The sequence below is a fragment of the Aquabacterium sp. A7-Y genome, from assembly GCF_026153205.1.
Classification (GTDB): Bacteria; Pseudomonadota; Gammaproteobacteria; order Burkholderiales; family Burkholderiaceae_C; genus Caldimonas.
This window is the reverse complement of sequence record NZ_JAPFBW010000008.1, coordinates 17,915-31,425: the sequence shown is the minus strand read 5'-3', so window position 1 is coordinate 31,425 and position 13,511 is coordinate 17,915. Positions and strand designations below refer to the sequence as shown.

Genomic DNA, 13,511 nt, shown 5'->3' with positions numbered 1-13,511 from the left:
CCGCGGCCCGCGTTACAGCAGGTCCGATGCCGTCCCCGCCCGCAGCCGCTCGATATCGCGCGCCGGCGGGGCGCCGAACTGACGCCGGTACTCGCGGCTGAACTGCGAGGGGCTGGCATAGCCGACGCGGTGGCCGGCGCTCGCGGCATCGGCCACTTCGCTCAGCAGCAGGCGCCGCGCTTCCTGCAGGCGCAGCTGCTTCTGGTACTGCAGCGGGCTCATCGCCGTGACGGCCTTGAAATGCTGGTGCAGCGACGACGGGCTCATGTGCACCGCCCGGGCCAGCGTCTCGATGCGCAGGGGCTGCTCGAGGTGCGTCTTGATCCAGGCGATGGCGTTGCGGATGCGCTGCCCGTGGCCGTCGGCCCGCGCGATGTGGGCGAGCAGCGGGCCCTCGGGGCTTTTGAGCAGCCGGTAGACGATCTCGCGTATCGCCAGCGGCGCCAGCGTTTCGATGTCCTCGGGCGTTTCCAGCAGGCCCACCAGGCGCAGCACGGCGTCCAGCAAGGGCTCGGTGGTCCGGCTCAGCCAGAGGCCGCGGCCGGCCAGGGCAGGGGCCGCGGGGGCCTGGGTCTGCAGCATCAGCCCGGCGATCTCGCCGGGGTCCAGCTCGAGCCGGACGCACAGATATGGCGCCTCGGGCGTGGCCTGCAGCACCTGGCCCGAGACCAGCAGGTCGACCGAGGCCACCAGGTAGCGCGAGGGATCGTAGAGGTAGACCTGGTCCTGCAGCATGACGCGCTTGGCGCCACGGGCGACCACACACAGCGCGGGCTGGTGCAACGCATGCACCGGCTGGTTGGGTTGCGAGGCGCGGATCAGCGCCAGACGCCCGATCGCGGTCGCGAACACGCCGTCGCCGGGCGTGGCGCGCTCGATGTGGGTGGCCAGCCGGGCCAGCAGCACCGACAGGTCGGGGCCGGCTGCCTGGGTCAGGGACGGGGGCGGGGAGGTCATGGCTGCAAAGCTTGCCTGGAGACAGCGCCGGCCCCAAGCGCGGCCGCGCGATGCTGGAGGATTGTGCAAGAACCGGCGGCGCCTGGGCTACCGCCTCCCAGGCCCGGATTCCTAGACTGACTTCCGTCTCTTCAACTCGCACGAAAGGAAGCGAACATGTCTGGAATCGAAGGCAAGGTGGTGGCGATCACGGGCGCGAGCAGCGGCATCGGCGAGGCGACCGCCCGCCTGCTGGCGCGACGCGGGGCCCATGTGGTGTTCGGTGCCCGGCGTGCCGGGCGGCTGGCGGCGCTGGCCGACGCGATCGGCGGGGAGGGCGGCTCGGCACGGTGGCGCCCGCTGGACGTGACACGCCTGGAGGACGTCGAGGCTTTTGTCGGCTTTGCGCGCGAAAGCTTCGGCCGCGTCGACGTGATCGTCAACAACGCCGGCGTGATGCCCTTGTCACGGCTGGAGGAGGGCAAGGTGGACGAGTGGAACCGCATGATCGACGTGAACATCCGCGGTGTGCTGCACGGCATCGCGGCCGGACTGCCTGTCATGCAGGCGCAGAAGAGCGGGCAGTTCGTGAATGTCTCGTCCATCGCTGGCCATGCCGTGTCGCCCACCGCGGCGGTCTATTGCGCTACGAAGTTCGCGGTGGGCGCGATCTCGGAAGGGCTCAGGCAGGAGGTGGGCGGCGACATCCGTGTCACGGTGGTGTCGCCGGGCGTGACCGAATCGGAACTGGCCGAATCGATCTCGGACCCGGATGCCCGCGCGCTGATGCGCGACTTCCGGCGCATCGCGATCTCGCCCGAGGCGATTGCCCGCGCCATCGCCTTCGCGATCGAGCAGCCGGAGGACGTGGACACCAGCGAGATCATCGTGCGGCCGACCGCCAGCCCGTATTGAGCGACGGCCGCTATGCTGTGGGCCCGCCATGACAGCTCCGCCCGCCGCCCCACGACCTCGCTGCCCGCGTTGCGGGCGCCCGGCCTCGGCCTGCATCTGCGCCTGCGTCGCCGAGGTCGACAACCACATCGAGGTGCTGATCCTGCAGCACCCGATGGAGCAGCACGAGGCCAAGGGCAGCGGCCGGCTGCTGCAGCTGTGCCTGCGGCGCAGCCGGCTGGAGGTGGGGGAGCGTTTCGAGCTGCCGGCGCTGCAGGCGCGGGTCGGCTCGATGGCGGACACGCTGCTGCTGTATCCCGTCACGCCGGGTGAGGGGCCTGCAGCGGCCCCTGCCGCGGGTGCCGCTCCCCGGCGGCTGATCGTGCTCGACGCCACCTGGCGCAAGAGTCGCAAGATGCTGCTCCTGAACCCCTGGCTGCAGACCCTGCCCCGGTTGGCGCTGGACCATCCTCCGGCCTCGCGCTACGGTCTGATCCGCAAGGCGCACCGCGACGATCAGCTCTCGACGCTGGAGGCGACGGCCTGGGCGCTGCAGCAGTTGGAACGACAGGAACAGCGTTATGCGCCGCTGTGGGCCGCCTTCGATCGATTTGTCGCCCAGCTGACGGCGGCCCGCGATGCCGGCGCCGGCCTCAGCCCCCGAAGAACTTCTTGATGCCCGCGCCCACGCCGGCGAAAAAGCCCTTCACGCCGCCGCCGGCCTTCTTGTTGGCCTCGCTGTAGGCGTCGCCGACGTTCTCGAAGTGCTCCTTGACCTTCTTGCCGGCGTCGATCAGCGGCTGCACGTTGATGTCGAGCTTCAGGCCGACCGAGGCGCCGAGGCCGAGTGCCGCACCGAGCTTGAGTTCGAGCTTGAGCTTGCCGCCGCTGAGCTCGGCCTTGGCCTTGGCCTCGGCACCGATACCGGCCATCAGGCCGCCGGACACGCCCACCGAGTTGCCGCCCACGCCCACCGTCGCGGTGCCGTCGATCTTGGCGCCGGCAAAGGCATTGCCTTGCAGCTCGGCGCCGTAGCGTGGCCGCGCGCCCTTGGCCATCTCCTCGGGGGTGGGGTAGGAGACGCCCGCGAAAGCGGTGCCGCCGACCTCACCGCCGACCATCGCGCTGCCCTTGGCCGACGCGCTGGGCGTGACGTTGAGCGAATAGCCGCCGATGTTCACGGTGGAGTGTTTGCCCGACCATTCGACGCCGCCGTCGCCGAAGGCGCCCAGCTTGGCCTGCCCGCCGGCCTGGATGTTGTAGCCGCCGACGCCCCAGTTGACCTGCCCGTAGCCGCGCGCCTCCGCCCCGGCCAGGCCGCCGCCCATGAGCGTGGTGGCGCCGTCGATGGCGTTGCCGGTGGTCTGCACGTGCTTGGCCTGGGCGCCGGCTGCCACTTCACCGTAACCCTGCAGGGCCAGCTTGCCGTTTTCCATGTGGGCCAGCTCTTTCGAGCGCGACCACGCACCGGTCTGCTCCAGCGAGCTGCCGCTGCCGCCCGCGTTGCTCCAGTTGTCCACCTCGCGGCCGCCGAGATTGGAGCGCCGCTCGGTGCCCACCGAGGGCTCGACCAGGAACTTGTCGGTCTGCATGCCCGAGGCGATCGGGTTGGCCTTGCTGGGCTTGCGCTGGCCCTTCTTGTCGCCGTCCTCGTAGACGTCGTCCTTGCCGTGCAGCTTGCCGGCGGCACCGAAGCCCTTCTGCCCCAGCCCGGGCACCGCGACCGGCATCGCGTCGATCAGGTCGGGGTGCTTGGGCGGCGCGAAGGCGCCGGAGTCGGCAACGGGCGCGTGGCCCCCCGTGGGCGTCGCGACCCCGGCGTTGGCGGCCTGCGGGTTGGCGAAAGGCGTGAAGGCCGGCGCGTTCGCCGAGTCGCCCCCGGTGCGCAGGCTGGGCGTCTGGAGCGCCCCGCCACCGGGCGAGAACAGCATCGGCGTGCTGACCGCCGGCTGGCCGCCCATCGGTGCCGGCAGGCCGCCACCGGAGGGCCAGGCGCTGCGCTGCTGCGGGGACTGCAGCAGCCCGCCCTGGGGCCCGGTCGGCATCGCGGGCAGGCCGAACAGGCTGCGCAGCGAGGCCCGCAGGGCCTGGTCCAGCATGCCGAGCTGGACGATGTTCTGGGCCAGGCTGGCGGTGCCCGTGCCGGCGTCCAGGGCGAGGGCGGGTGCGAGGTTGTCGCGGCGTTGGGCAGCGTACAGGTTCATGCGGGTCTCGATCGGCTGAGGCGGTGGTGACACACCGGGCTTCCGCAGGGAAGCCGGCACTCGATGTGTGCAGCATCGCGATGCCGCGGCCGGTGCCGCTCGAAGAAGCGAAGCGCGGGGGCAGGGCGCGAAAGAAGCCTCGCTCGCCTACCAGCCGTGTGGGGTCCTGCGCAGGTCCTGCCGGAGGCGTTTCTCGAGCTCGCCGTCGCACCACATCGCACGCGCCACCAGCCAGTCCGGCGCGCCGATGTCCTTCAAGGTCTCGACGCTGAGCCTGAGCAGCGCCCGCTGGTCGCGGCGGCGCCGATGCCAGGCCGCGATCTTCGCGGGCAGGGCGGCGGCCATCGCCGCCAGCAATCTTCTGCGGGGCTGCGGCCGCGGCGTCGGGGTGGCGTGGTCGATGCTGTGGCTCATGGGTCGGCAGCTTAGGAAAGCGCCGCTGTAAACGAAATCGGTAAGATTTCAACACTCTGTCCAGAGCTTCTTACCAGACGAGCCGCCGTGTCCCGCCTGCCCCTCACCACGCTCCCCGCCTTCCGCCTCGTGGCCCGCCAGCAGAACCTGCGCGCCGCGGCCGAGCAGCTGCATCTGACCCACAGCGCGGTGAGCCAGCAGATCCGGCAGCTCGAGGAGCAACTCGGTGTCGAGCTGTTCGACCGGCGCGGCCGTCGGCTGGTGCTCAACGCGGCCGGTACGGCGCTGCTGCGGGCCGTGGAGCCGGCGCTGGCGCTGCTGGAGGACGGCGCGCGGGCTGCCTGCGCAGCGGCCAGCGGCGGCGAGCAGCGGCTGCGCGTCTCGATGGTGCCGTCGTTTGCGCAGCGCTGGCTGCTGCCGCGCATGGGGATGTGGCGCGAACGCCATCCCGACATCGGGCTGGAAGTGCATGCCGCTCAGCACCTGGTCGAGCTGGCCCGCGAGGGCTATCACGTGGCCCTGCGCCAGGGGATGGGCGGCTGGCGGGGCCTGGAGGCCGAGCCGCTGATCGACTCGCCGCTGGTGGTGCTGGGTACGCCGGGCACGGCCGCGCGGCTGCGCGGCCAGGGGCCGCAGGCCCTGTTGCAGGAAGCGCTGCTGGGCAGCGCCGCGCTCTGGGAGCGCTGGTTCGATCTGGCCGGTGTGCGCGATGTGCACGTCAACCCCGTCGCCACCTTCAACGATGCGGGGCTGATGCTGCAGGCGGTCGAGCAGGGCCTGGGCATCACGCTGGCGCGCGAGCTGCTGGCCGCCGACGCGCTGTGCGACGGCCGGCTGGTGCGCCTGTCGCCGCTGTCGCTGCCCGGCACCGGCAGCGACAGCTACTGGTTCGTCTATCCCCCGACCTTGCGCGACTGGCCCCCCTTGCGTGCGCTGCGCGACTGGCTGCAGGAGGAGCTGGAGCGCTCGCGCCATCAGCTGGCGCGCCTGCCGGCGGCCGCCATACCGTGAGGCATCGCGCGGACAGACGGCAAACGCGGTCCTGCGGGCCCGGCCTCAATGCCCGGTGTCGTGGGCGCGCGAGACGGCTGCTTCGAGCAGGTCCAGCCATTGGGCCCAGCCGCCCTGGACCGCCACGCGCTCCTCGTCGCTGAGTTTCAGGCCCTCCCAGCCGTTGGTGACGGTCAGTTCGGTGGTGTGCGGCCCCAGCGGCCGGAACCTCACCTCGACGAACTCGTCCACGCTGGCATCGGGCGCTGCGTCGCGGTGGTGGAAGGTCTGCACGATGCGGTGGCCGGGCTCCAGCACGCGGTACTCGCCCCCGCAGGCGGGCAGGCCGTCGGGGTGGGGAAGCTGGTGGTGTCCGGCGACGATCACATCGGCCTCGGCCACCTGCCTGAGCCAGCGACGCATCAGCTCGGGCTCGGTCCACGCGGTGTAGAGGTCATCGGCCGGCGCCGCGATGCGGCGGGTGAGGGTGACGGAATGTACTGCGTGGCTCATGCTTCGCTTCCTTTCCAGGTTCGGCGCAAAGGCTGGCCGGCACACCCCGTAGAGAGCAGGCTCTGCAGGCAGCAAGTGCTCACGTCATAGAGCGAGGTGCCGCCGGCGGGGAGTGCCGGCGGGTCTATTGTGAACAGCCTGCTTCCCCTCAGCAATGTGTCGCTGAAACGGTACACCGTCGGCGTGTGGACACCCCTGCTGGGCAGCGTGCAGGGGGCCTGCCGTTGACGAGGGCGGGCTCAACTGCCGCGATAGGTCGAGTAGGACCACGGGCTGCAAAGCAGGGGCACGTGGTAGTGCAGCGAGGCGTCGGCGATGCCGAACTCCACCGGAACCTCGTCCAGGAAGGGCGGCTCGGGGAGCGTCTTGCCGCGGCCGCGGAAGTAGGCAGCGACCGAGAACACCAGGCGGTAGCGGCCCGGCGTCAGGGTCTCGCCTTCCAGCAGCGGCTTGGGCGCCCGGCCGTCGTCGTTCAGTGTGATGCGGTCAAGCGGGGTCGCGGTCTCCCCGTCGAGCCGCCAGAGGGACACCTGCATGCCGGCGGCGGGGCGGCCGTCGACGGTGTCGAGCACGTGGGTCGTGAGTTTTCCCAATCTTTCCTCCTGAGCCAAACAGAACCAGCGATGCGCCATGCAATGGCAAAGGTGCGGCGCCGGCAGAAAGGTATACAGGCTCGCGTACCGAAACAAGCGGTCAATGCGTGACCGGCTGCGTGTTCAACACCTTCCCCGACACCTCGTTCTCGCAGAACGTCGGCCTGGGTCACGATCACCGGCGTGCGCTCGCGCTACGACGTGGTGGCTGGCGGGGGGGCCGGACGGGGGCTCAGGCTTGCAGGAACACCGATGCCATGCGCCGGACTTCTGTGGCTGAGAGGCCCTGCCGTTGTGCTTCGTCTTTCCAGCCGTCCACCACAGCCGACACCTCCTCGACGATGGTTCGCGCGGTCGCCCGGTCGAGCCGGTATAGCTCGGCCGTATCGAGCAGCGCCTTCGTGCTGGGGGCCGCGCTGTTTTCGTCGAGAGTCAACGCATGCTCGGACTTGAACGGATTCGGGTTCATATCAAAGGCCGGAGAAAGGCGCCAGCCCGATGCTTCTCTGATGAACCCGTGGTTGCGCAGGTGGTCGTCGCGGTTGCCGACCTGGACATTAAACACCGCCCGGCGAAACAACTGTGCCAGGTCCTCGTCGATGTGGCCTTGGGCGCCTTCATCGGCGATGAACTCGGCGAGGTCCGGGTAGCCGGCGCCGCTTTCGCCGTCTTGCCGCTCGAGCAAGGTCATTGCCGACGCGTACATGCGACGGCTGTCGGTGACGCGGTCGAAGCGCGCAGCACAGAAGGTCCCGTAGCGTTCGGTGAGCCGCTCCAGTCGGGAGTCGGGAACGCCGATGCCAGCCCGGGCGGCAAGTCGGTGCACAACAAACTCCCAGCCTCCGACGTCGTAGCGGTCGTCGTGGGCCGGAAATTTCGCCAGCCACAGGCGCTGGTTGCCGTCGGTGAAGTTGGCTTTGGGCCGTGCTCCGCCCAGAGAGGTACCTGGCGCGATGAGCATTGCCAGCCACCGTTCGTACTCGGGCAGTTGCTCGGCTCCCGGCTCTTCGACCCGTCGGCTGATGTAGGCCAGCTCCTTCAGATGGGTGACAGGGGGCGCGGCGTTTTCGCTGTTGTCGAGGAATGGGCCCTGGGGTAAAGCGCGGAAGCGCAGGGCGCCGAGACGGGTCAAGTCATGCACACCCAGCAGGAAGTCCAGTTCCTGGAGCCGCCGCATCTTGCGGTCTTCGCGCTGGGCAGCGGCAGCCTCCCGCCGCTCCATGAGCACGCGCCCCCAGCGGTCAGGCGCGGAGTCCATGAAGATGCCGAAGGCGGGGGTGGGGGCAGCCGGATGCTGCTCGCCCGGCCATAACTCCAGGCGGGGGTCGAGCAAGAAGGCATGTCGGCTCTCCAGCCAGCTCCTGTCGTACTCGAAAGGAGCGGCGAGATCCGTCCGCACATCATGGCGATACAGCGTTCCCACCTGTTGACGGACGCTCAGCTCGTGAGCGTCGATGTGGACTTCGATGGCCTTGCGTTCAGACTTCGCCATCGGGACGCTCCTCGCCGCTCGTTCCGAGGCGCGTTTTGCGCTGCGTACGCTGGGCCGCGATGTCCTGCAGCTTGCGCCCCAGTTCGTCGTCTCGCGCCACGGCGTCGAGGTCTCGATCGAGCCCGAGCACCCGCAAGGCGCGCACGTAGGTACCCAGTGCGACGTTCGGATCGCCCTTCTCCAGGCGATTCAAGGTATCCCGTGAGACGCCCAGACGCTCGGCAAACAGCACGCTCGAGAGCTTGCGGCGCAGGCGCGCCAGCCGCAGCCGATGGCCCAGGGCCTCGACCTGCTTGACGACGGATGGGAAAGGGCGCTGGAAGGTGCGAGGCATGATGTCCGATACTTTCGACAGAGGTGCGCGTCTTGTCGAAAGTATCGGACATATCTGGCGCGCCTGCACATGTGCGGCGGTTTATATCCGACATGAACGGTCCCGTATGCCGGCGCGGCCGGCAGGCGCTAACGTTCACGTATCGCCCCACGTCGTTTGTGGATCCCGTCTCTGCCTGAAACGCCTGCCTGCGCCATGTCCACCCGCCCGATCCGGTTCTACCACCCCGCGCGCGGCGAGATCGTCTGTCTCGACGACGTGCCCACCACGCGCAGCGTGCTCCAGTGGCTGCGCAGCGACGCGCAGTGCACCGGCACCAAGGAAGGCTGCGCCGAAGGCGACTGCGGTGCCTGCACCGTCATCGTCGCCGAGCTGGCCGAGCGCGCCGAGGCCGTCGGCACGCCGTCGGCCGCCGCGACCGTCGTCGGCGGCCTGTCGTTGCGGCCGGTCAACGCCTGCATCCAGTTCTTGCCGACGCTGGACGGCAAGGCGCTGCTGACCGTGGAAGACCTGCAGCGCATCGCGGGCGGCACGCTGCACCCGGTGCAGCAGGCGCTGCAGGAGTGCCACGGCTCGCAATGCGGTTTCTGCACGCCGGGCTTCGCGATGTCGCTGGCCGCAACCTATGAGCGCCACTGCCGTGCCGGCACCCGGCCGACGCGCCAGCAACTGGCCGACGACCTGGCGGGCAACTTGTGCCGCTGCACCGGCTACCGGCCCATCCTCGACGCCGGCCAGCGCATGTTCGAGCTGGCGCCGGCGCGGCTGGACACCCGGCCGATCGAGCGTGCGCTGCGCGAGCTGCAGGCCGCCGGCGGCGGGCAGACCTTCGGCTACGCGGTGCAGAGCCGGCACGTTTCGCCGCCGCGCGAGGACCGCTACTGGGCACCGCGCACCGTGGAGGCGCTGGCCGAGCTGCGCGAGCGGCATCCCGACGCACGCCTGCTCGCCGGCAGCACCGACATCGGGCTGTGGGTCAACAAGCAGTTCCGCGACCTGGGCGACCTGATTTTTGTCGGTGAGGTGGATGCACTGCGGCGCGTGCAGCGTGTCGCGGGCGACGACGGCCGCGAGTGGCTGCACGTCGGCGCCGCGGCGCCGCTTGAGGACGCCTGGTCGGCACTGACGGCCGCAGTGCCCAGCCTGCAGGAGGTGTGGCTGCGCTTCGCCTCGCCGCCCATCCGACATGCCGGCACGATGGGCGGCAACATCGCCAACGGCTCGCCGATCGGCGACAGCGCTCCCGTGCTGATGAGCCTGGGGGCGCGTGTGGTGTTGCGGCGCGGCGCCCGGCAGCGCCGCCTGGCGCTGGAGGACTTCTACCTCGACTACATGAAAAACGCGCTGGAGCGCGGCGAGTTCCTCGAGTCGCTGGAGATTCCGCTGCCCGGTTCTGCCACGCGGGTGCAGGCCTACAAGCTGTCCAAACGCTATGACTCCGACATCTCGGCCCTGTGCGCCGCTTTCGCGGTCACGCTCGAGCAGGGTGTGGTGAGCGAGGCGCGGTTGGCCTACGGCGGCATGGCCGCCATCGTGCGCCGTGCCGCCGGGGCCGAGGCCGCGGTACAGGGACGGCCTTGGAGCGCAGATACCGTGCGCGCGGCGATGGCCGCGCTGGCGCAGGACTTCCAGCCCTTGAGCGACATGCGCGCGAGCGCCGCCTACCGCATGAAAACCGCGCAGAACCTGCTGTGGCGGCTGTGGCTGGAAACCCGTCCCGAGGACCCGCTGCCGCCGGAGTGCACCCGGGTCTGGAGCAGCATGGCGGCGGGCCGCACGGTGCCTGCCGCCGTCACCATCGCCCCTGCAGGCACCCTCGCAAGGAGCCTGTCGTGAACCAGCCCGTCGAAGCCTTCCTGCCGCCCTCGGCCCCCGCGGGCGCCGAATCGGCCGAGCGGCCGCGCACCGGCGGTGTGGTCGCGCGGGGCCTGCCGCACGAGTCGGCCCACCTGCACGTGACCGGCAGCGCACCCTACACCGACGATCTGCCCGAGTTGGCCGGTACCTTGCATGCGGCGCTGGGCCTCTCGCCGGTGGCCCACGGCCGGCTGCTGGGCATCGACGTCGAGGCGCTGCGGCGCTGTCCCGGCGTGGTCGCGGTGCTGACCGCGGCCGACATCCCGGGCGAGAACAACTGCGGTCCGGTGGTCCACGACGACCCCCTCCTGGCCGAGGGCGAGGTGCACTACCTCGGCCAGCCGGTGTTCGCCGTGATCGCGACCGATCGCGAGCTGGCCCGGCGCGCTGCGGCGCTCGCGAAGGAGGTGCTGCGCATCGAGCCCCTGCCGGCGCTGCTGACGCCCGCCGCGGCGCATGCCGCGCGGCAGTATGTGGTGCCGCCGAAACACCTGGCGCGCGGCGACGTGCGGCGCGCCATCGAGGCGGCGCCGCACCGGCTGAAGGGCCGCCTGCAGGTCGGCGGGCAGGAGCAGTTCTACCTGGAAGGCCAGATCTCCTATGCGATACCGACCGAGAACCAGGGCCTGCGGGTGCACTGCTCGACCCAGCATCCGAGCGAGATGCAGCTGCTGGTCGCGCATGCGCTGGGGCTGGCCTCGCACCATGTGCTGGTCGAGTGCCGGCGCATGGGCGGCGGCTTCGGCGGCAAGGAGTCGCAGTCGGGCCTGTTCGCCTGCATCGCCGCCATCGCCGCGAGCCGCTTGCGCCGGCCGGTCAAGCTGCGGCCCGACCGCGACGACGACTTCCTGATCACCGGGCGGCGCCACTGCTTCTTCTACGACTACGAGGTCGGCTACGACGACGCGGGCCGCGTGCTGGGCGCCGACATCGATCTGGTCTCGCGCGCCGGCTTCTCGGCCGACCTGTCCTCGGCCGTGATGACGCGGGCGATGTGCCACGTCGACAATGCCTACTGGCTGCCCGACGTCGCGCTGCACGGCTACAGCGCCCGCACCAACACCCAGAGCAACACGGCCTTCCGCGGCTTCGGCGGACCGCAGGGCGCGATCGCGATCGAGTACATCGTCGACTCGGTGGCACGCCAGCTCGGCAGGGATGCGCTGGAGGTGCGCCGCGCCAATTTCTATGGCGTCGACGAGCGCAATGTTACGCCCTACGGACAGACGATCGAGGACAACGTGATCCACCGCCTGGTCGACGAGCTGGCGGAGACGGCCGGCTATGCGGCCCGGCGCGCCGAGATCGAGGCCTACAACGCCAGCAGCCCGGTGCTCAAGAAGGGCCTGGCGCTGACCCCGGTGAAGTTCGGCATCTCCTTCAACGTGCCGCATCTCAACCAGGCCGGCGCGCTGGTGCATGTCTACAACGACGGCAGCGTGCTGGTGAACCACGGTGGCACCGAGATGGGCCAGGGCCTCAACACCAAGGTGGCCCAGGTGGTCGCCCACGAGCTGGGCCTGCCGATGGAGCGGGTGCGCGTCAGCGCGACCGACACCAGCAAGGTCGCCAACACCTCGGCCACCGCGGCCTCCACCGGCAGCGACCTCAACGGCAAGGCCGCGCAGGCGGCGGCGCGCAGCGTGCGGGAGCGGCTCGCGCAGCATGCCGCCGGGCTGTTCAAGGTGGCGGCGAGCGAGGTGACATTCGCCGACGGCGAGGTGCAGGCCGGCGGCCGCACGATGGACTTCTGCGTGCTGGTGCGCAGCGCCTACGAGGCGCGCGTGCAGCTCTGGTCGGACGGCTTCTATGCCACCCCGGGATTGCACTGGGACCCCGAGGCGATGCAGGGCCACCCCTTCTTCTACTTCGCCTATGGCGCGGCGCTCAGCGAGGTGGTGGTGGACACGCTGACCGGCGAGTCCAGGCTGCTGCGCGCCGACGTGCTGCACGACGTGGGCCGCTCGATCAACCCGGCCATCGACATCGGCCAGGTCGAGGGCGCCTTCATCCAGGGCATGGGCTGGCTGACGACCGAGGAGCTGGTCTGGCACCCGACCAGCGGCCAGCTCACCACCCACGCCCCCAGCACCTACAAGATCCCCACCGCCAACGACTGCCCGCCGGTCTTCAACGTGAGGCTGTTCGACAACAGCAACGTGGCCGACAGCATCCACCGCTCCAAGGCGGTGGGCGAGCCGCCGCTGCTGTTGCCGTTCTCGGTCTTCCTGGCCATCCGTGACGCGGTCTCGGCGATCGGCGGGCACCGGGTCTGCCCGCCGCTGCGCGCGCCGGCGACGGCCGAGGCGGTGCTGGATGCCATCGAGGCGGTGCGCCTGGCTGTGCCGGAGGCGGTGTGAACAGGGCCGTGCGTGCCACGGCCCAGCAGTGGTTGGCGGCCGGTGTGCCGGCCGTGGTGGTCGAGGTCAAGGCGACGCGCGGGTCGGTGCCGCGCGAGGCCGGCACGCGCATGCTGGTGGCCACGACGGCGTTGGCCGGCACGGTGGGCGGCGGGCACCTGGAGCTGCAGGCCATCGCGCTGGCGCGCGAGCTGCTGAACAGCGGCCAGGCCGGTCCCCTGGAGCGGCACTTCGCGCTCGGGCCGACGCTGGGGCAGTGCTGCGGCGGCGCCATGACGCTGCGGCTGGCGCGGCTGGACCGCGCAGCCTTGGCCGCCTGGCCGCTGCCGCCTTCGGCCTTCACCTTGCAGCTCTACGGGGCCGGCCACGTGGGCCGGGCCATCGTGGGCTTGTTGGCGGGCATCGACTGTCGGGTGCAATGGATCGACGAGCGCGAGGAGGCGTTCCCGGCCGGGGCGCTGCCGCCACAGGTCGAGGCGGTTTGCGTGCCCGCGGTGGAGGCGGAGGTGGACATTGCACCGCCCGGCTGCTCTTATCTCGTGCTGACCCACAACCACGACCTCGACGCCCGCATCACCGAGGCGGTGCTGCGTCGCGGCGACTTCGGCTACCTGGGCCTGATCGGCTCGCGCACCAAACGCGCCCGCTTCCTGCACCGCTTCGAAGACCGCGGCGTGCCGGCCGAGGCATTGGCGCGCCTGACCTGTCCGATCGGCGTGCCGGGCATCCGCGGCAAGCAGCCGGAAGTGATCGCCGTCTCGGTGGTGGCCCAGCTGCTGCAGCAGGCCGCGGTGCCGAGCACTTGAGTGAGCGGCGATGGACCGCCTGCTCGGCATGCAGCTTTCCATCCGGGTGGCCGAGACGCGCAGCCTGTCGCGCGCCTCGGAGCGGAGACGCGGTCCCAAGCATGATGATGACCCTGAC

At 70.7% G+C, this 13,511-nt stretch carries 13 protein-coding genes; 6 read left to right on the top strand and 7 right to left on the bottom strand.

Going from position 1 to position 13,511, the window contains the following annotated elements; all coding sequences use genetic code 11:
• Positions 1-12 precede the first annotated feature (12 nt).
• Entirely contained in the window at positions 13-957 is a 945-nt protein-coding gene (locus tag OOT46_RS08780) for an AraC family transcriptional regulator (protein WP_265403223.1), read from the bottom strand.
• A 156-nt stretch (positions 958-1,113) separates the two neighbouring features.
• On the opposite strand from OOT46_RS08780, the gene OOT46_RS08775 reads away from it, so the two are divergent.
• Together OOT46_RS08775 and OOT46_RS08770 are read left to right on the top strand one after the other, a co-directional pair.
• On the top strand, positions 1,114-1,851 hold the full coding sequence (locus OOT46_RS08775; protein ID WP_265403222.1) for an SDR family oxidoreductase: 738 nt from the start codon (positions 1,114-1,116) through the stop codon (positions 1,849-1,851).
• Positions 1,852-1,879: 28 nt separating this feature from the next.
• Positions 1,880-2,506, top strand: coding sequence for a tRNA-uridine aminocarboxypropyltransferase (locus OOT46_RS08770; protein ID WP_265403221.1), 627 nt, complete (start codon positions 1,880-1,882; stop codon positions 2,504-2,506).
• Here the strand turns inward: OOT46_RS08770 and OOT46_RS08765 are convergent.
• On the bottom strand, positions 2,484-4,034 hold the full coding sequence (locus OOT46_RS08765; RefSeq protein ID WP_265403220.1) for a hypothetical protein: 1,551 nt from the start codon (positions 4,032-4,034) through the stop codon (positions 2,484-2,486). The genes OOT46_RS08770 and OOT46_RS08765 overlap by 23 nt on opposite strands.
• Positions 4,035-4,181: 147 nt before the next feature.
• Positions 4,182-4,448 carry a DUF1127 domain-containing protein gene (locus OOT46_RS08760; RefSeq protein WP_265403219.1) on the bottom strand — a complete coding sequence of 89 codons (267 nt, stop codon included), beginning with the start codon at positions 4,446-4,448 and terminating at the stop codon, positions 4,182-4,184.
• A gap of 87 nt (positions 4,449-4,535) precedes the next feature.
• On the opposite strand from OOT46_RS08760, the gene OOT46_RS08755 reads away from it, so the two are divergent.
• Positions 4,536-5,459, top strand: coding sequence for a LysR substrate-binding domain-containing protein (locus tag OOT46_RS08755; protein ID WP_265403218.1), 924 nt, complete (start codon positions 4,536-4,538; stop codon positions 5,457-5,459).
• A 45-nt stretch (positions 5,460-5,504) separates the two neighbouring features.
• Here the strand turns inward: OOT46_RS08755 and OOT46_RS08750 are convergent, their stop codons facing one another.
• The 4 genes from OOT46_RS08750 to OOT46_RS08735 form a co-directional block, all read right to left on the bottom strand.
• Complete coding sequence (locus tag OOT46_RS08750) at positions 5,505-5,951, bottom strand: SRPBCC family protein (protein ID WP_265403217.1); 447 nt, start codon at positions 5,949-5,951, stop codon at positions 5,505-5,507.
• A gap of 239 nt (positions 5,952-6,190) precedes the next feature.
• On the bottom strand, positions 6,191-6,544 hold the full coding sequence (uraH, locus tag OOT46_RS08745; RefSeq protein ID WP_265403216.1) for a hydroxyisourate hydrolase: 354 nt from the start codon (positions 6,542-6,544) through the stop codon (positions 6,191-6,193).
• A 232-nt stretch (positions 6,545-6,776) separates the two neighbouring features.
• Positions 6,777-8,036 (bottom strand): type II toxin-antitoxin system HipA family toxin, encoded by a 1,260-nt coding sequence (locus OOT46_RS08740; protein ID WP_265403215.1) that lies wholly within the window; start codon positions 8,034-8,036, stop codon positions 6,777-6,779.
• Positions 8,023-8,370 (bottom strand): helix-turn-helix domain-containing protein, encoded by a 348-nt coding sequence (locus OOT46_RS08735; RefSeq protein WP_265403214.1) that lies wholly within the window; start codon positions 8,368-8,370, stop codon positions 8,023-8,025. Before OOT46_RS08735 ends, OOT46_RS08740 begins: the two co-directional genes overlap by 14 nt.
• A gap of 195 nt (positions 8,371-8,565) precedes the next feature.
• Here OOT46_RS08735 and xdhA point away from each other — a divergent pair, with 195 nt between their 5' ends.
• The 3 genes from xdhA to xdhC are packed head-to-tail and all read left to right on the top strand — an operon-like array spanning position 8,566 to position 13,393.
• Complete coding sequence (xdhA, locus tag OOT46_RS08730; protein ID WP_265403213.1) at positions 8,566-10,206, top strand: xanthine dehydrogenase small subunit; 1,641 nt, start codon at positions 8,566-8,568, stop codon at positions 10,204-10,206.
• Positions 10,203-12,587, top strand: a complete 2,385-nt coding sequence (gene xdhB / locus OOT46_RS08725; protein WP_416136168.1) for a xanthine dehydrogenase molybdopterin binding subunit — start codon at positions 10,203-10,205, stop codon at positions 12,585-12,587. The genes xdhA and xdhB overlap by 4 nt, the downstream gene beginning before the upstream one ends.
• Positions 12,584-13,393, top strand: a complete 810-nt coding sequence (gene xdhC, locus OOT46_RS08720) for a xanthine dehydrogenase accessory protein XdhC (RefSeq protein ID WP_265403212.1) — start codon at positions 12,584-12,586, stop codon at positions 13,391-13,393. The genes xdhB and xdhC overlap by 4 nt, the downstream gene beginning before the upstream one ends.
• Positions 13,394-13,511: the final 118 nt, after the last annotated feature.

What these genes read in the sequence shown, in the direction of transcription:
- OOT46_RS08780 (WP_265403223.1), bottom strand. Translation starts at nt 957, where the DNA reads ATGACCTCCCCGCCCCCGTCCCTGACCCAGGCAGCCGGCCCCGACCTG.
- OOT46_RS08760 (WP_265403219.1), bottom strand. Translation starts at nt 4,448, where the DNA reads ATGAGCCACAGCATCGACCACGCCACCCCGACGCCGCGGCCGCAGCCC.
- OOT46_RS08770 (WP_265403221.1), top strand. Translation starts at nt 1,880, where the DNA reads ATGACAGCTCCGCCCGCCGCCCCACGACCTCGCTGCCCGCGTTGCGGG.
- OOT46_RS08750 (WP_265403217.1), bottom strand. Translation starts at nt 5,951, where the DNA reads ATGAGCCACGCAGTACATTCCGTCACCCTCACCCGCCGCATCGCGGCG.
- OOT46_RS08740 (WP_265403215.1), bottom strand. Translation starts at nt 8,036, where the DNA reads ATGGCGAAGTCTGAACGCAAGGCCATCGAAGTCCACATCGACGCTCAC.
- xdhA (WP_265403213.1), top strand. Translation starts at nt 8,566, where the DNA reads ATGTCCACCCGCCCGATCCGGTTCTACCACCCCGCGCGCGGCGAGATC.
- OOT46_RS08765 (WP_265403220.1), bottom strand. Translation starts at nt 4,034, where the DNA reads ATGAACCTGTACGCTGCCCAACGCCGCGACAACCTCGCACCCGCCCTC.
- OOT46_RS08735 (WP_265403214.1), bottom strand. Translation starts at nt 8,370, where the DNA reads ATGCCTCGCACCTTCCAGCGCCCTTTCCCATCCGTCGTCAAGCAGGTC.
- OOT46_RS08775 (WP_265403222.1), top strand. Translation starts at nt 1,114, where the DNA reads ATGTCTGGAATCGAAGGCAAGGTGGTGGCGATCACGGGCGCGAGCAGC.